The sequence below is a fragment of the Subtercola sp. RTI3 genome, from assembly GCF_035018625.1.
In the GTDB taxonomy this organism is placed as follows: domain Bacteria; phylum Actinomycetota; class Actinomycetes; order Actinomycetales; family Microbacteriaceae; genus Subtercola; species Subtercola vilae.
Genome location: NZ_JASJXO010000067.1, coordinates 1 through 15,881 on the forward strand (window position 1 = coordinate 1; position 15,881 = coordinate 15,881).

Below are 15,881 nucleotides of genomic sequence, written 5' to 3' on the forward strand. Positions count from 1 at the left end.
CGAGCTGACCGCCGCCTAAGCTAAAACCACTGACCTGCACGGTAAAGCGAAAGCACACCACTCAGCGGGACGTGACCTGAAAGACAGCGACCAGGTCAAAAACAAAGGGGGAAGTCATGGCGTTGGTCGACGACGAGAAATTCAAGGCGGCGGTGAGCAGCATCGAGCCGCGCGCCGATCGAGAGACTGATGACGAGATCCTCTCTCGTACTTTCGTCGATACCGGAATCCTTCCCCAGCTCGCGAACACCAATAACCAAATCCTCTATGGTCGACGAGGCACTGGGAAATCACACGTCCTCAGAGTGCTGGGGCTACAGATCGAAAAGACCGCTCCCAGGACAACGCTATACATCGATCTGCGGGTCCTTGGGAGCGCCGGCCTCATGACTGAGTTCAGTCGGCCGTTGGCAGACCGGTGCGTAGCCGTTTTCAAGGATATTCTCTCGTTAATCCAGGGGCAGCTGATGGACATCGTTACGCGACCTGAGTCCGACGGGGCAGGCCTGCAAGAGGTTTCCGAATTGGAAGATGTAATACGAGCCAAGAGTGTTTCGGTTGCCGAACGAGATATCAGTCAGCGCACGAAACAAACGACAGATTCCGGCGTCCAAGCAGGCATTGGAGCGAGCGGTCTGCCTAGCGCACAACTCCACGCGAACGATGGCAGCGAGGATGAAAAGACGGTCAGTCACACGGAAGCCCTCCGCGACACGATTGTCTTTGCCGAAGTCGCCCAGCAACTTGATGTCGCGTTGAAAGCACTAAGCATTTCTAATTTGTACGTGCTCATCGATGAGTGGACAGCGATCCCTGCGGATCTTCAGCCCTACATCGCCGAGTTCTTACGACGCGCGTTTATCCCGGTCAAGCGCATCACTCTGAAGATTGCAGCATTGGAATATCGCTCGCGATTCTCAATCCCTGCCGAAGGAGGAAGCGTTGTCGGTTTTGAACTCGGCCCGGATGTCTCAGCAAATCTCGATCTCGATGATTACTACGTTTACGATAGGAATCCCGCACACGTTGTCGACCTGTTCCTGGAGGTGCTCCGAAAGCACCTCGACGCCGAGCTTCCGAAAGGGTATTTGGAATCTCTAGGGATTAACTCGGGCGCGGCTTTCAGACGAGATCTGTTTACTGAGCAGGCTACGTTCACTGAGCTTGTGCGAGCTGGAGAGGGGGTGGTCCGAGATTTCATCGGCGTTTTCACGGCCGCCTATTTCAGAGCAGTTCGAGAAGGCAAATCGAAGATCGACCTCAACTCTGTTGAGGAAGCCGCACGCGCTTGGTACGAGACGGATAAATCAACGACTCTCTCGCACGAGCAATCCGAGGCACTGCACCTGATCATCAACGAAGTCATTGGATCTCGACAAGCAAAGATGTTCATGCTCGCTCGCGAGCACAACGATGACCCCATGGTCCAATCCTTGTTCGACCTCAGGCTTCTTCACCTTGTATCGCGGGGCTACAGCGACAAAGAGAACCCCGGGCTGCGGTACAACATCTATGCCCTGGACTACGGCACTTACGTCGACTTGAAGCGTACGAAGAGTGAGCCGGAGGGAATTACCGGTCCTGACACCGAGATCGATCCGACTTCTGAGCGAATCGTCCCATTTGCCGACAAGCGCAGCATCCGACGAATTATCCTTGACCCGGCCGTATTTAAGAAAATTCAACCGGCTGTCCAAAGTAGTGCGACAGCCATTGAGGGTATGTACTAGCAATTGTCCACATCGACTAGTCCGCTTCGCCCGGTGGTCGAGATGCCGCGCGAGGTCAACACCCTCGTATACCGACTTTCCAGTGGCGGCTACGTCCTCGGCGAGAGCGCACCAGCCTGATTCGCAGGGGCCTACGAAGAAAGTAACGGGGGGGGGTGGTCGAACCGCTCCGACAGCCGCACCGCCCGCTGGAATTACCCATCGCGCGGCTGCGACACCCCCTTACAAGCTCTGTGCGGACTGCCACGACGCGAAATATCGCAGGGGCCGACGATCCAATAACACATCAATAGCTGAGCCGGTGGAACACATCACGTTGTAGTCCAGCATTTCGTGCACCATCACCTGCAGCTCGTCATCGAAAACGCCGTCCACAGCGAGCCGAACTATTTCTCGGCCAATACCGCCCAGAATGTCGGCGATCTGCACACGGGAGTCACCTCTCGAGTCGACCATGCGTATGCCTCGAAGATTGGGCTCCGGAAGAGCAACCGGACCAATCGACAATGGCGCGCGGACAGCCTCGACAATTTGTGCTCGCAGCTCGTCGGTCAACCCGCTGTACTGATCCGTAACCAACTCAAACGGCACATCTCCAAGCCGCATCCCCCAGTTGCGCGCAACCGAGCTAAGCGTAAAAGCCATCGGATCCATCTCGCGCAGCCCAAAGGGACTAGCATCCTCATATTCCGCAGCAAAATAGCGAGCCGCCCAAATTTCGTCGAGAATATTCCCCACCTGACGATTGGTACAGGAAAAGCGCGCGAGAACTAGCGCATCGAAAAATGGTTTTGCCGTCGGCGACTGGGTTCCCTCTCGCGCATAAATGCGCACGAGATCATTGAAAGACCTCAGAAGCCCATCCCACACCTGCCGTCCAACCGCGCTCGGCCCCTTGGCATGGAAAAAGTCGGCCAGCTCTCGCCCACCGCCGGAACCAGCAATATCTTGACCTTCACTACTCGCCTTCTGCGCAACAGTTATTTCAAGCAACCTTGCAACCACGAAATAAGACTTCTCGACAAGATTGATGTTGCCCGTCAGGTCAGACGATCCCATCGCCGCCAGAAGAGCAGGTCTATTCCTCGACGCCAGAGCAGTTTTCGACTTCACCTCAGGGGATTGCGCCCTCATCGAACTGCGGACCATGTCCATGAACTCAGTCGCCGCATCCATTGCAACGCTGACGCTGGCGTGCACGAAAACGGCATGCTGGCTCAGCATCAGATTCTCACCCTCAGAACCCGACTCATCACAAGCAATCGACAAAACAGTCTCGCCCGTCACAACAACTCCACTCCCCCACTGATCTGCAATTGCTTTGCCGCGCACCAGGATTACAAGTGGGGGCGATCAGTGCAGCAGCCCCCGACCGTTGCATACGCTCCATGTGGCCTTGCCCCCGGTTGGTGGACACGGGGTTATGCGGCGAGTTGAACTTCCGCTTGCTGGTTTGAGTATCGCAGTTCGAAGTCGACGGGTGTGACGTTGCCGATTTGTGAGTGTCGGCGTCGGCGGTTGTAGCGGTCCTCGATCCACGCACCGACGTCACGAGTGGCGCGGGCTCGGGTGGGCCACATACGACGGTAGTAGAACTCGGTTTTCAGTGTCGCGAAGAAGCTCTCGGCCATTGCGTTGTCCCAGCAGATACCGGTCAATCCCATCGACCGCGTGATGCCGTTCTTGGCCGCAAAATCGGTGATCTGTTCAGATGCATATTGGGTGAATTCAATCGGTCGTTGTGAAAGATCACCTTCGCCGGCCTGTCACCGCGGAGCGTGAGTGCCATCGTGAGGGCGTCTTGGATGAGGTCGGTGCGCATATGATCCGCGATAGCCCAGCCGATCACCCGGCGGCTGTGCGCGTCGATCACGGTCGCGAGGTAAACCCATCCTTCCCACGTCCGAAGATACGTAATGTCGCCGACCCAAACCTGGTTCAAAGCCCCAGTATCCCACTGGCGTTTCACCGCATCAGCGGGGTACGCGTCCGCGCGGTCGATGATCGTGGTGGTGCGCCATTTCTTCGGGCACACCCCCACCAGGCCGAGCCTGCGCATGGTCTTCGCGACGGTTTTGCGGGAGATGATTTCGCCGTCAGCGCGGAGATCGGCGAGGATCCTGGGCGACCCGTAGACCTCGTCGGAATCGCCGTGGAACCAGCCCACTTTCGCCTCCACGACTTCCTGCCGGATCGCCCTTTTCGACGGCAGACGACCCAGCCAGGCGTAGTACCCGGACCGGGAGACGTGGAGCAGGCGAACCATCCGGACGATACTGTAATTGTTCTTCTCCACCCGCATCAGCTCGAACGCTTCCCGTTCGAATCCGACGCTTCCTGGGCGAAGAAGATGGATGCTTTTTTTAGAAACGCCCGATCCAATTTCAGGTCAGCGTTCTCTTTCCGAAGCCTCGCCAGCTCGGACCGCTCGGACTCCGTGACCACCGCCGTATTATCGTCGCTGCGGGCCTTGAACAACAGCACCCACCGCCCCAACGACGCCTCGTTGATACCGAGCTCCCGCGCGACCGTAGCGACCGGCCTGCCCGTGTTGATAACGAGCTTCACGGCCTCGTCTTTGAACTCAGGAGTGAACTCCCGACGCGACTTTCCCATAATGAACATTCTCTCTTGTGAGGTGTCCACCAAACCGGGTCAAGGCCAATGGTAGGGAGAAGAGAGACCCGAGAACAGAAAACCTCGCCTGGGCGCCATCCAGTGACGAATCTCCCAACGAGAGTCCGGATCCCGCTAACCCAGCCCGATCAGCGAATCGCACCTACCTGGCTGGTCCGCCAGTCTCGCAACCTAAGTGTCTCGAAACCCATGCGATCCAAGACGGTACTGCGTCTAACCGCGCCACGGAGCGATCACAGAACACCGCCATTTACTGATCAACTCCACAGTAGGTTTCGGGTCAGAGTTTCGGGTCGTCGAGCGTCGGCGTGTCGGGACCGCCGACGACTACCCACCAGGTCACCTCGGAAACCATCGTTATCGGTGTCATTTTTCGAAGTCGCCTGCACAAATGCCCGAAGTCGCCTGCACAGCTCGTTCCGATCGACGACGGACTTGCCTCAATTCCCGTAAGCCGAACCCTTTGCGGGACGGGGGCGGGGTGAGCGTGGAGTCGCCACCCTCAGTTTTGCGGCGGACGGTGAGAAACGCAGCGTGTTGACTTCAGCTGTAGTCGGCGCTGACTGTGCGGGCGATGCCATCGAGCCGGATCGTGTTGCCGTGCGGGACAATCCACTGCGGTCTGGTGTGTCCGAATGGCACTCCGACGCAGATCACGGCTTCGAAGTTATATCGGGCGGCGCCCGCTCGATAATCGCTGCGATCACTTCGCTCTTGGCATTGGCGTATGCATTCATATCGTCAAAACCCTGCTGCAGCAACGCTCGCTTTGCCCTTCCTACAACGCGCGGTCGTCTGCATCCGTGCGGAGACGATTGCGCAATAGGCGGTAGTTGTCTGCAGCCTGGTCGCCCCGTTGCAGGATGTGGGTAAGCACATCGCGTGCGCACCAAGCGATGGCCAGGCTCACGAATGCGCAACTCATAACCCGCGGCCACGAGCGGAATAAAATAGTCCTCCTCCGCAGTGACATCATCGACCGTGACCACGATGTCAACAATTGGCTTAGCTGCCAGTCCGGGAACCGCAGTCGATCCGATGTGTTCGACCTCGACTGCCGCCGGCCCAAGCACGTCCCACAATCGTGCCTGATGTTCAAGAAAAATACTCACCCAGCCCTCGTAATACCCAACCAATTCGAGATGCCGCTTTTCAGATCCGCCGACAAGCTCGATTCCTTCAACGTCTTTGCGCCGGCGTCCAAGATTGTTCACCATTTGGCCACCCTTCCCTCGAGACGTTGTCTTCCGCCCAATAAACCGTCTTGCCGTCTCTCAGCCCATGGGTTGCGAACGTCTCTTGACGGTCGTGGATCAGTGCCTCGGATGATGATTTCGAGCGCAGAGTGGTCGATTGTTGCTTGGCTATGCCGTGGTCGCAACCCCGTGAAGCGGCGCGAGAGCAGTGTCTAGGGCGGCTTCCAGCGGCCAGGCAGAGCCCTCAGGCTGACTAAGTAGGAGACCACCCTGGATCGCGGCAAGGATGACGGTCGCGATCCTCTCCGAATCGGCCAGCTTGTCCACTGTTCCAGTGCTCTGCATTCTCTGCACGCCTTCGGCCAATGCTCCACGCCAAGCGCGCATGCTCTCCGCAATGATGCTCGCTAGTTCAGGATCGGTCATCGCAGCCTGCGTCGCGAGCGAACCGATCGGGCAAGCCCAGCGACCTCGGCCAATGTAATACTCCACAAGCAGGGCGCGCCACCGCTCCCACGACTCCCACGACCCGAGGTCATGGATCTCCGGCTCCTGCGCTTCCAGCAGCTGGCGTCCCTCCCAATCGGCGACCTCACGCACCAACTCCGCTTTGCCGCCAGGAAAATAGTGGAACAGCTGACTCTTGCTGGTCAGCGTTGCAGCTCGCACCGTGTCGAGTGTGGTGCCGCCGATTCCCGAGGCGAGGATCTGCTCGCCCGTGGCCTCGATGATCCGCTGACGGGTGATACGTCCCCGCTCAGTAATCTTCGCTGTTTCCATAACTTCAATCTAGCTTATTGGACCATGAGGTCCAGTATGTGCTAGGAATGGACCATGAAGTCCAATACAGAAGTCCTCGAGTCCCTTCCAATTGATTTTCGTCTCGCCGGGCGCACTGCGATCGTCACAGGCTCCAGCAGTGGCATTGGTGAGGCCATCGCTCGAGTGCTTGCAGCATCCGGAGCCACCGTCGTCGTCCACGGCCGTGATGCAGGCCGCGCTCAGGCGGTCGCAGACACAATTGTCGCCGCAGGGGGAGCTGCTCATGTTGTGGCAGCTAATCTGGCCGGAACTTACGACGATCTCCGCACATTCGCCCGCACGGCGACACAAGTGCTCGGTGGCCATGTCGACATTCTCGTCAACAATGCCGGTATCTATCCGGCACCGCCAACGGTCGGCCTCTCCGACACCGACCTCGACGCGATCCTGGCCACAAATGTGCGTGCACCCCACGTGCTCGTCGCCGAACTCGCCCCCGCCATGGCCGAGCGGGGCACCGGATCGATCGTGAATGTCGGCTCGTGGATGTCTCGCGTCGGCGTTCCTTTCGGTGCCATGTACACCGGATCAAAAGCGGCCATCGAGCAGATGACCCGCACCTGGGCGGCAGAGTTCGGGCCCAGCGGCGTCAACGTTAACACTGTTGCACCCGGTGCGACGAGCACACCGGGCAACGCCGACAGCGCGGAAGTACTCGCAGCAATGACCGCCGCCACCGCCGCCGGCCGACCTGTGCGCCCGGTTGACATCGCCTTCGCGGTTCGTTATCTCGCATCGGATGAGGCATTGTTCGTGCACGGCACTGTGCTTGATGTCGATGGCGGGATCGTCAACACCCGGGTCGGCTGATGGCGGACAACACTTTCGGTCCGGACTCCACCGCACTCGACGTGGTCGACGGCCTTGACCTCGTCGGCAGGTCTGCGATCGTGACCGGGGCGAGCTCTGGCATCGGCGTCGAGACGGTGCGGGCACTCGCATCCGCCGGCGCCAGCGTCACCCTCGCGGTCAGAGACACCATTGCTGGCGAACGAACCGCCATATCCCTCCGCGCCTCGACCGGTAATGACGGCATCCGTGTCGCCGAATTGGACCTCGCAGATCTAGCGTCCGTGCGCTCCTTCGCCAAAGCGTGGTCTGGTCCGCCCCACTACCTAATCAACAACGCCGGCATCATGCACGCGCCGGAGCTCCGCACCGACGCAGGATGGGAGATGCAGATGGCCGTCAACCATCTGGGACATTTCGCACTCACCACGGAAATGCTCCCCGCGCTCGTCGAAGCGCGAAACGCCCGGATCGTGTCGGTCAGCTCGAGCGGCCACGCAGCCAGCGGCATCCGCTTTGACGACATGTTCTTTCAGCGAGATACCTACAACGCGGGACTCGCCTACGGGCAGTCGAAGACGGCGAATGTGCTCTTCGCCCTCGAGGCGACAAGACGGTGGGCGGCTTACGGCATCACGGCCGCAGCGGCCATGCCGGGCGGCATCTGGACCAACCTGCAGCGGTACTGGGATCCCCTAGTACTCGCTGACATGAAGCGTCGATATCCGACGAAGACCACAGCACAAGGGGCTGCGACCTCGGTCTATGTTGCGACCAGGGCCGACCTAGCACCCGGCGGCCCCGCGTATTTTGAGGACTGCCATCCTGCCCGTATTGTGCGCAAAATCTCGGATGGCGTTCACGGTGTCATGCCGCATGCCCTGGACCTAACCGTCGCAAAACAACTGTGGGACATCTCCATCGAACTCGTCACCGAGAAGGACCCACAGCCGATGGTCTCAGCCTGACAGGCAGGTAAAACTGCGCACAGTCCGTACTGCGCAAGCCTGTGCCCCCTCGACAGTCCCCTAACCGTAGAGAAATGAGGTGTCTCGCCCTGCGCACGCCGGCAGCAGTATGTTGCACTCACCACCTGAGATCGCCGGTTTCGAAGCACTTAGGTTACGAGCCAGTGGGACGCCGCAGAAAGCCCGCACGTCGAACGTTCAGCGAGACAGTTTTCTGGTGAGCGTGCAGCGGTGTGTTTCTGCAGGAGTCTTTGGCCTGTCGCTCCAGTTCCACCTCCGCATCGATAAAGTTGGCCGGCTTGCGACCCGCGGAGGATCGTCTCGTTGGCGCGACCCGGTTGGCGAGCTCTTTTGGCAGTCCTTGCGGAAAGACCAAGAGTGAGTGTACAGTCACTCTCATGTCCACACTCTCCACTTCCGAGCTTCGCAGACCGGTCGTCGCCGTCAGCGCGATGCGCGAGTTCGCCCGCGGTGGCTTTCACGGGACGACAGTCGCCGACGTGGCCCGTGAGGCGCGAATCTCGCCGGCATACGTCTTCAAACTTTTTCCCGGCAAGGAGAGCCTGTTCGTGGCGGCGCTGGAGATGTGCTTCGAGCGGATCGTCGCAGCGATTTCTGCCGGCGCCGACGACTCCGCAGACCAGTCTCCCGACGGCGTTATCGATGCCATGGGTCTCGCCTATGCCGAACTCATAAGCGATCGGACCCTGCTCATGCTGCAGGTGCATGCCCAGTCTGTCGCCGACATCGCCGAGGTGCGCCAGGCGCTCCGGGCCGGACTAGGCATGGTGACCCGATTCGCCAAGACGCGCTCGGGCGCCAGCGACGAGGCGATCCAGCACTTCATCGCCTACGGACAGCTATGCCATTTGATCGTGACTACGGGCATCGACGACATTCCCGACGACTGGGCGCTGATCCTCGCCCACGGCATCCGCCACACGGGCTAGATCACCCTCGGACCTGTTCACCACTGCCGCTCCGTATCCACCTAAGTGAGTGATCAACCACTCATCCAACGAAAGGAAAGTCCTATGTCCCTCCCGACTCGTCCCGCCCCGACCAAGCCCCGGACCTCCAGACTCACTCCCGAACCGCGAAGCACCCGCCGGTGGATTGCTCTCACCGTTCTCGCGCTCGCGCAGTTCCTCGTCGTGCTCGACGCATCCATCGTCAACATCGCCCTTCCCGTTCTCGGCCGTCAGCTTGGGCTCGACACAGTGGCCCTGGCTTGGGTCATCACGGCCTATGTGCTGCCTTTCGGCGGCCTGCTCCTCCTAGGTGGGCGTCTCGCCGACCGCGTCGGCCACCGACGTCTCTTCCTCATCGGGACGGCAGGCTTTGTCACGGCGTCCGCGTTGGCGGGCCTGTCGGCGAGCGGCGGGATGCTGCTGACGGCGCGTGCCTTGCAGGGCGCCTCCGCCGCGCTGCTCGCGCCCGCAGCGCTCGCCCTGCTAACCCAGCTGTTCCGTACGTCGGCGGACAGGGCCAAGGCTCTCGGCATCTGGGGTGGCGTAGCCGGCATCGGCTCGGCGGCGGGAGTCCTGCTCGGCGGAGTCCTCACAGCGAACCTGGGGTGGTCAGCGGTCTTCTTCGTGAATGTGCCTGTCGGTCTGCTCGTGCTCGTCGCCCTCCCGAAACTCATCACTCGTGACCCCGCGACGAACCCCAGCCGGCTCGACTTCCCGGGGGCCGCCACCGTCACCGGCGCGGTCGTCGCCGCCGTGGGCGCGCTCAGCAGCATCGAGCAGGTTGGCTTCCTCAACCCGCTCCCCATCGGCCTGACTGGCGCGGCCGTCGTGCTCGGCTCGGCGTTCATCGTCATCGAGCGTCGTACCGGAGAGCCGCTCGTGCCGCTCGCAGTGTTCCGCAATCGCAACCTCACCGTCGGTAATCTGGTGATGCTGCTGGTCGGAGCGGCGATGGTCGCGATGTTCTTCGCTCTATCGGTCTACCTCCAGACCGTCCTCGGCTACGACGCCCTGACCGCCGGGCTCAGCCAACTTCCGCTCGCCGGCGCTCTCGTGCTCGTCGCAGCCTTGGTGCCGACCCTTGTCGCGAAGCTGGGCACCAAAGCGTCGCTGATCGGCTCCCTCGTTACCCTCGCCGCGGGCCTCGTCTGGCTCGCAGCCGCACCCAGCGGAGCCATCTTCGTGCTGCACTTGCTCGGCCCGACCCTGCTCGTCGGAATCGGCCTCGGCGGCGCGTTCGTCACCGCGACACAGCTTTCGGTCGACGGCATCAGCGGCGCCGAAGCCGGGCTCGCCGGCGGGCTCATCAACACAAGCCAACAGATCGGTGGCGCGCTCGGTCTCGCGGTTCTTGCTTCGCTGGCCGCTGCCCGCACCGGGGCGCTGGAAGCCGCAGATGCCACTACCAGCCAGGCCCTCACCGGAGGTTTCTCATGGCTGTTCCTCGGGTCGGCCACCTTCGCCCTCCTCGGCGCGATAATCACGACCTTCGCCCGGCGGATGCCGGTCGCAGAAACCCCGACCCCCAGCCAGCCCATCGCATAGCCATCCACTCACCACCCACCGAACGGAGCTCCACCATGTCAACGTCTCCCACTCCCGCCTCGAGCGCATCAGCCGCCAGAGCGGGCCGTGTCCCCCGCTATGTGACAATATCGGCCTGGTCCATCCCGGTGCTTATCATCGGACAGTTCGCGATGCTCGCCATCGTGCCCGTCGCGGCGGTCACCCTCGGTGCTCTCCGCACTGCCCAGTTGCGGTCAGTGCGGTGGTGGGCAGTACTCCTCAGCGCGCTTTACGCCACGGCGCTGACCATATGGCTGCTTCGACCAGACGGCGCTCGAAGCCTGTCCCGTGACATGCATCCCGTTTTTCCGGTACTGATCGTCGCAGCATCCGCGCTCGTACTCCTCACGATCTACCGGCGCAAACGCTGATCGAAATCTGCCGGAAGCCGGACGACCACCCGGCGGTTTTTCAGGTGCTTACTGGAGCACGGTCAAGCCCCGATTCCGCCCGGGTTGGCCGCCCGTAAGCGGAACGGTCAATGCGACAGATTCGGTCCCACAACACCAAATTGCCGAGGTCGCCAATCTTCAGCCGAGAGGTGAATGACGCGCTTACCGAATTACGGGTGACATCTGTCTTCTTAATTTAGTTACGACCCGGGGGTATTCGACCCGCACTCTTCCGTCGTTCTTAGCTGCTCGTTCCCAAAGAGACCCCGTGACGCCCAGCTGCACCTGCCTACCACCTCGACACCGGCAGCGTTGTGGCGCCGGCACCGAGGTGGATTTTCAGAACAGATTACTTCGCAAGAAACGCGAGTAGCGCTTCGTTGACCTCGGCATAGTGGGTCCAGAGCATGCCGTGCGGGGCGCCCTCAATCTCCACGTAGTCGGCTGTGGGTAGTGCTTTCGCGAACGGGCGCCCGGTGGCGTCGATGGGCAGAATGTTGTCAGCGGTGCCATGCACGATCAGGGTCGGCACATCAATTTTGGGGATATCACCTCTGAAGTCCGTCAACCAGGTTGGCAGCACCGCTGTGGTGGAGAACGCACTGGAGCCGGCTGCGAGGGTGAAGCTGTGGCGCACGACTTCTTCACTCAGTCGGGTGCCGAGGTTGTCGGCGCTGTTGAAAAAGTTGTTGTAAAACTCGGTGAAGAACGCGTAGCGGTCTGCGACCATTCCAGCGTGGATGCCATCGAAAACTTCCTGGGGCACACCGGTCGGGTTGTCGTCGGTGAGAAGCAAAAACGGCTCAAGCGATGCGAGGAACGCGGCTTTTGCTACCCGTTTAGAGCCGTAGGTGCTGAGGTAGCGGCCGACTTCGCCGGTGCCCATAGAGAACCCGACAAGCACGGTGTTCTGCAGGTCGAGGGTTTCAAGAACGGTGTTGAGGTCGGCGGCGAAGGTGTCGTAGTCGTAGCCGATCGTGGGCTGGCTGGATTTGCCGAATCCGCGGCGATCGTAGGTAATGACCCGGTAACCGGCGGTCAGCAGTGCGAGGGTTTGTTTCTCCCATGACGATCCATCGAGGGGAAACCCGTGGATGAGGACAACCGGCTGGCCGGTGCCGTGATCTTCATAGTAGAGGTCGATGTTGCTGCTGTTTTCGGTGCCAACCGTGATGAACGACATGGTGAGTCCTTAGTGTTTAGAGAACGTGCGTTCTCGTTATTGACGACTATATAGAACGCGCGTTCTCAATGCAAGTACAATCTTTTTATGAGCCAAATCACAACGCCCAGCGCAGTAAGGCGACAGGAACGTGCGACGCTCGCCCGTGAGCTTCTGGTCGCCACCGCTGACGAGCTGTACAACTCGCGAGGATTCCAGTTCGTGGTCATGGATGATCTGCGAGAAGCGACCGGCTTGTCCCTTCGGGCCATGTATGACTTGTATCCGTCGAAAACCGAACTCGTCCTTGCGGTTCTTGATCGCCGCCACCAAATGTGGACGGAAGGCTTGACCGCTCAACTTCAGCACGAGCCGGATGCCCAGCGCAGACTGCTCGTCATTTATGACTACCTGGCCGCGTGGTTTGAGGAAGGAACTTTTCGTGGGTGTGGTTTCATCAATGCATTCGCTGAGCTTGGCGCAGCAGAGCCGGCGATAGCCGACCGTGTTCGTAACCACAAACACTCTTTTCAACAGGAGGTTGCTCGCCTTGTGAATGAGGCCCATGCGAACCCCGATCTTGCACCACAACTGGCGATTTTGGCTGAAGGAGCCCAAACTACTGCAGCGATTGCGGGAAGTTCTGCTCCCGCGGCCCATGCCCGAAAAGCAGCACTAGTTTTGATCAGAGCCGCCCTGCCCGCTTCATAAACGCCTACTGCAATACGTTCCGAATTGTCATCGAGGACCTCGGGTGCGCTTGCGCAAGGGCCAATCTGATCGGGCCTGCACAGCACGGCTCCCGCAAGGCCAAGGGCAAAGTCTTGGACTCTTGCACGGCGGCCGCCGGAATAGTCGAGCCCTCCGCATACCGGTGATCCGCGCTGCACTCGCGCCTTGACAGCGACAGAAACGCTGAGTCAGCTAGCAGATATTTCGCTGATAGTTCCGATCGTGGCGGTGATCATTGCCCTGCCCGCTGCGGGTTTTGCTGCGTGGCAGACGTTGACAGTTCACTGGGCTTGCGTGGGCGACAACGAGGGCGCTGTCGTTGAGTGAGCTCCGGCGGAGTGGAGAGGGGCCGACGCTGTCGTCATCCGCTCGAACGGTCCGGATGTGGCCGGGCGTGTTTAGGCCCGGCTGACCGTTGAGGGTCGTGAGTCGGAGCAGCGCGCACCCCGTCATACTTTGGGCGACGCTTGCCGATTCGAGATGTCAGCATTTTCTTATGGCGGGCAACTCACCTGGCGGAACCGATTCGGGCGGCGATTCTCCCAACCTATCGAGTACTACAGGACACGCCAGGTTCGCCTCGACCCGGAGTCGCGTCCGCACGACAGCCTGAAAACCGAACCGTCGATCTAGCGCCGATCCAGCGGACCGGCGCTAGATCATCGCAAATGGGCCGAAGTTGCTGACTAGACTCGGTCGACAGCTGAGCGTTCTTCCCATCGACCGCGTACACAACGTCAACGGGCAGAACAGCTAAGCCACGGTAAACAATTCGAGAGCGATGTTATCTGGATCGCGGAACTCAACAATTGAGCCGGAACCAATGTTCTTAATACCGCCATGCGCGATGCCAAGGTCATCCAGAAGCCGAATCGCTGCCTCAAGATCGGCCACCCCGGGAACTGCGAAGGAGAGGTGATCAAGCCCCACTCGGTCTTCGTCGTATCTATCGCCCGCGGGGGCAACCGGGCGCAGCCCGAATGCTTTGCCTCCGACTAGGTAGATGACGCCGCCGAATAAAAAGGACAGCCTTGCTTTTTCTGACTCGCTGGCATCCGCAGGCGGAGCCTCGTACAGCACGGGAAACCCAAATACGGCGTCGTAGAAAGCACGAGACTTGACAATGTCAGTGACCGTCAGCCGCAGGTGAGCTAAATCAGAAATCGGAATGGTCATGATCGGGTCCGGGTGATTAGTTGAGTGCTGGCAGGTCTGCGGGGATGACGCCCGACCCGTAAAGATCAGTGGCGAGGTTCTGCAGCGCAAGCAGGGTGACGCGTTGGACTAGAGGACCGTAGGAGATGCGTGCGATACCGAGATCTTGATATTCGGCTGCGGTCAGTGCACCGGGAAGACCGATGATGCTCACGGTATTGCGGCCTAGCTCAGCAACAACCCGCTCGACAGATTCCCGATCGGACAACCCCGGGATGAAGACCAGCGCAGCACCTTCAGCAAGAAAAGCCTTGCCGCGCTTGATGGCCTCGATAAGGCGTTCATCCAGTGGGCCGGTTCCTCGGGCGATGGCATCGGTGCGCGCATTCAACTGGAAGGGAACTTTTTCGGCTTCGGCCGCGACGATGATCGCGCGGACCCTGGCGACCGAGTCATCGAATGGCAGAAGCCTGTCTTCGACATTTGCGCCCACGACACCGATCGCGATTGCCCGGCGTATGGTCTCACCCGGCTTGTCGTATCCGTCATCAAGGTCCGCGGTCACCGGTAGTTCGGTGGCCTTCACGATAACTTCGACAGCATCAAGAGCAACCTGCAGCGGCATCTTGCCGTCTTCGTATCCGAGGCTGGCCGCGATCGAATGGCCCGCCGTGGCGATCGCCTTCGTTGCTGGCAGGCCAGCGACGACCTTGGTGGAGATCGCATCCCACACGTTGACGACGCGGAGAATTTCGGAAGCTTGGTGGAGGTCGCGGAGGGACTCCGCTTTTTCAAAGGTATTCACTTTTTTGACTCTATCGGCACCAGCCATAATCTGATGCCTGAGCGTGACGCAATAGCCAACCTCTACCGGTAACGCGCATTCCTCAGCGGGACAGGACCCTGGAAGGCTCAGGCCTTACGAGCCGCCACAGAGAACATCAGCGGCACCCTCTCGCGACCCGAGGCCAAAGCAAATCCAGTCGGCGTCTCTACGAGTGGGGCAACGGCTTTCAGGACATAGCGGCCCGTCCACCCTCGCAGGCAGTCGAGGTGCGAGTGTGGTCGACCACGTGCTGCCCGCGGAGGTTCCTTGGCCGCCCCCAGCCTGATCAATCCGTGCAACGTGCGGCTCGCGGCCTCAAGCGTCGTTCGGTCAAGGCCTCGACTGCTTGGAGGCTTAGCGGGTGACCGCGCCGTGCCTCCACGCCGTCAGCTCGCCGGGAAGCGACCTCCGGGGTCAGGCGGCCATTGCCCCGTAACGCTTGTGGCCCTTGACGTCGTAGCGGTCGAGCATCATGACCTTCGACCAGACGCGGATGAAGTCGCGGACGAACCGCTCTTGCCCGTCGCTGCCCGCGTAGGCGTCGGCGATCGACCGCAGTTGCGCGTTCGAGCCGAATACTAGATCATTCCGGGAGGCCCTCCAGCGAGCCTCGCCGGTCGCCTGAACCCGACCAGTGAATGCCATCGCGGTCTCGTCGTCCTTCGTCCAGATGAGGTCGGTGTCGGTCAGATTCACGAGGAAGTCGGCCGTCAGGGCTCCGACGTGATCCGTGAGCACACCCACGTCGGACCCGTCCCAGTTGCTGCCGAGCACGCGGAGCCCGGCATGCAGGACGATCCACTCCGGTGCGGTGAGAGTGAACAGGTTCGCCTTGTCGAGGAATGCCGCCTCGGGCGCGACGCCCGGAGCAAACTCTTCGAAGCGCTCGGACACGAAGTTGCGGAACCCGTCCGCAATGGGTCGCAGCCACTCGA

16 protein-coding genes and 2 pseudogenes are annotated in these 15,881 nt (G+C 60.5%); 7 read left to right on the forward strand and 11 right to left on the reverse strand.

Annotated features, from left to right (window positions below; all coding sequences use genetic code 11):
- Positions 1–116: 116 nt before the first annotated feature.
- Complete coding sequence (locus tag QN358_RS17190) at positions 117–1,730, forward strand: hypothetical protein (RefSeq protein ID WP_323513078.1); 1,614 nt, start codon at positions 117–119, stop codon at positions 1,728–1,730.
- Positions 1,731–1,952: 222 nt separating this feature from the next.
- On the opposite strand, the gene QN358_RS17195 is transcribed toward QN358_RS17190, so the two are convergent.
- The 7 genes and pseudogenes from QN358_RS17195 to QN358_RS17220 all read right to left on the reverse strand — a co-directional run bounded on the left by QN358_RS17195 (position 1,953) and on the right by QN358_RS17220 (position 6,343).
- Entirely contained in the window at positions 1,953–3,017 is a 1,065-nt protein-coding gene (locus QN358_RS17195; RefSeq protein WP_323513079.1) for a hypothetical protein, read from the reverse strand.
- A 134-nt stretch (positions 3,018–3,151) separates the two neighbouring features.
- Entirely contained in the window at positions 3,152–3,361 is a 210-nt protein-coding gene (locus QN358_RS17200; RefSeq protein WP_323513080.1) for an IS3 family transposase, read from the reverse strand.
- A gap of 23 nt (positions 3,362–3,384) precedes the next feature.
- Positions 3,385–4,026 (reverse strand): IS3 family transposase, encoded by a 642-nt coding sequence (locus tag QN358_RS17205; protein ID WP_323513081.1) that lies wholly within the window; start codon positions 4,024–4,026, stop codon positions 3,385–3,387.
- A 5-nt stretch (positions 4,027–4,031) separates the two neighbouring features.
- Complete coding sequence (locus tag QN358_RS17210; protein WP_323513082.1) at positions 4,032–4,346, reverse strand: transposase; 315 nt, start codon at positions 4,344–4,346, stop codon at positions 4,032–4,034.
- A gap of 564 nt (positions 4,347–4,910) precedes the next feature.
- A pseudogene (locus tag QN358_RS18945) lies at positions 4,911–5,045 on the reverse strand (LD-carboxypeptidase); the annotation flags it as partial.
- Positions 5,021–5,584, reverse strand: coding sequence for a GrpB family protein (locus QN358_RS17215; RefSeq protein WP_323513083.1), 564 nt, complete (start codon positions 5,582–5,584; stop codon positions 5,021–5,023). The pseudogene QN358_RS18945 and the gene QN358_RS17215, both read right to left, overlap by 25 nt.
- A 147-nt stretch (positions 5,585–5,731) precedes the next feature.
- Positions 5,732–6,343 carry a TetR/AcrR family transcriptional regulator gene (locus QN358_RS17220; protein ID WP_323513084.1) on the reverse strand — a complete coding sequence of 204 codons (612 nt, stop codon included), beginning with the start codon at positions 6,341–6,343 and terminating at the stop codon, positions 5,732–5,734.
- A gap of 54 nt (positions 6,344–6,397) precedes the next feature.
- On the opposite strand from QN358_RS17220, the gene QN358_RS17225 reads away from it, so the two are divergent.
- From QN358_RS17225 to QN358_RS17245, 5 genes are all read left to right on the forward strand, one after another.
- Complete coding sequence (locus tag QN358_RS17225; protein ID WP_323513085.1) at positions 6,398–7,195, forward strand: SDR family oxidoreductase; 798 nt, start codon at positions 6,398–6,400, stop codon at positions 7,193–7,195.
- Entirely contained in the window at positions 7,195–8,142 is a 948-nt protein-coding gene (locus tag QN358_RS17230) for an SDR family NAD(P)-dependent oxidoreductase (RefSeq protein ID WP_323513086.1), read from the forward strand. The genes QN358_RS17225 and QN358_RS17230 overlap by 1 nt, the downstream gene beginning before the upstream one ends.
- A gap of 398 nt (positions 8,143–8,540) precedes the next feature.
- Entirely contained in the window at positions 8,541–9,092 is a 552-nt protein-coding gene (locus QN358_RS17235; RefSeq protein ID WP_323513087.1) for a helix-turn-helix domain-containing protein, read from the forward strand.
- A gap of 84 nt (positions 9,093–9,176) precedes the next feature.
- Entirely contained in the window at positions 9,177–10,658 is a 1,482-nt protein-coding gene (locus QN358_RS17240) for an MFS transporter (protein WP_323513088.1), read from the forward strand.
- 35 nt (positions 10,659–10,693) lie between these two features.
- Positions 10,694–11,050, forward strand: a complete 357-nt coding sequence (locus tag QN358_RS17245) for a hypothetical protein (protein WP_323513089.1) — start codon at positions 10,694–10,696, stop codon at positions 11,048–11,050.
- A 370-nt stretch (positions 11,051–11,420) separates the two neighbouring features.
- Here QN358_RS17245 and QN358_RS17250 read toward each other — a convergent pair whose 3' ends face one another.
- The gene (locus QN358_RS17250; protein WP_323513090.1) at positions 11,421–12,254 is read right to left on the reverse strand and encodes an alpha/beta hydrolase; all 834 of its coding nucleotides are present in this window, start codon (positions 12,252–12,254) and stop codon (positions 11,421–11,423) included.
- 87 nt (positions 12,255–12,341) lie between these two features.
- Between QN358_RS17250 and QN358_RS17255 the strand changes: the two genes are divergently transcribed.
- Positions 12,342–12,944 (forward strand): TetR/AcrR family transcriptional regulator, encoded by a 603-nt coding sequence (locus QN358_RS17255; RefSeq protein WP_323513091.1) that lies wholly within the window; start codon positions 12,342–12,344, stop codon positions 12,942–12,944.
- A gap of 774 nt (positions 12,945–13,718) precedes the next feature.
- Here the strand turns inward: QN358_RS17255 and QN358_RS17260 are convergent.
- The 3 genes and pseudogenes from QN358_RS17260 to QN358_RS17270 form a co-directional block, all read right to left on the reverse strand.
- On the reverse strand, positions 13,719–14,141 hold the full coding sequence (locus QN358_RS17260) for a VOC family protein (protein ID WP_323513092.1): 423 nt from the start codon (positions 14,139–14,141) through the stop codon (positions 13,719–13,721).
- Between the two features lie 16 nt (positions 14,142–14,157).
- Positions 14,158–14,952, reverse strand: coding sequence for an isocitrate lyase/phosphoenolpyruvate mutase family protein (locus QN358_RS17265; protein WP_323513093.1), 795 nt, complete (start codon positions 14,950–14,952; stop codon positions 14,158–14,160).
- A gap of 408 nt (positions 14,953–15,360) precedes the next feature.
- Positions 15,361–15,881 (reverse strand): annotated as a pseudogene (locus QN358_RS17270) (catalase-peroxidase); the annotation flags it as partial.

Coding starts and splice junctions, on each gene's coding strand:
- QN358_RS17190 (WP_323513078.1), top strand. CDS start 117: ATGGCGTTGGTCGACGACGAGAAATTCAAGGCGGCGGTGAGCAGCATC.
- QN358_RS17200 (WP_323513080.1), bottom strand. CDS start 3,361: ATGGCCGAGAGCTTCTTCGCGACACTGAAAACCGAGTTCTACTACCGT.
- QN358_RS17210 (WP_323513082.1), bottom strand. CDS start 4,346: ATGGGAAAGTCGCGTCGGGAGTTCACTCCTGAGTTCAAAGACGAGGCC.
- QN358_RS17215 (WP_323513083.1), bottom strand. CDS start 5,584: ATGGTGAACAATCTTGGACGCCGGCGCAAAGACGTTGAAGGAATCGAG.
- QN358_RS17220 (WP_323513084.1), bottom strand. CDS start 6,343: ATGGAAACAGCGAAGATTACTGAGCGGGGACGTATCACCCGTCAGCGG.
- QN358_RS17225 (WP_323513085.1), top strand. CDS start 6,398: ATGAAGTCCAATACAGAAGTCCTCGAGTCCCTTCCAATTGATTTTCGT.
- QN358_RS17230 (WP_323513086.1), top strand. CDS start 7,195: ATGGCGGACAACACTTTCGGTCCGGACTCCACCGCACTCGACGTGGTC.
- QN358_RS17235 (WP_323513087.1), top strand. CDS start 8,541: ATGTCCACACTCTCCACTTCCGAGCTTCGCAGACCGGTCGTCGCCGTC.
- QN358_RS17240 (WP_323513088.1), top strand. CDS start 9,177: ATGTCCCTCCCGACTCGTCCCGCCCCGACCAAGCCCCGGACCTCCAGA.
- QN358_RS17245 (WP_323513089.1), top strand. CDS start 10,694: ATGTCAACGTCTCCCACTCCCGCCTCGAGCGCATCAGCCGCCAGAGCG.
- QN358_RS17250 (WP_323513090.1), bottom strand. CDS start 12,254: ATGTCGTTCATCACGGTTGGCACCGAAAACAGCAGCAACATCGACCTC.
- QN358_RS17255 (WP_323513091.1), top strand. CDS start 12,342: ATGAGCCAAATCACAACGCCCAGCGCAGTAAGGCGACAGGAACGTGCG.
- QN358_RS17260 (WP_323513092.1), bottom strand. CDS start 14,141: ATGACCATTCCGATTTCTGATTTAGCTCACCTGCGGCTGACGGTCACT.
- QN358_RS17265 (WP_323513093.1), bottom strand. CDS start 14,952: ATGGCTGGTGCCGATAGAGTCAAAAAAGTGAATACCTTTGAAAAAGCG.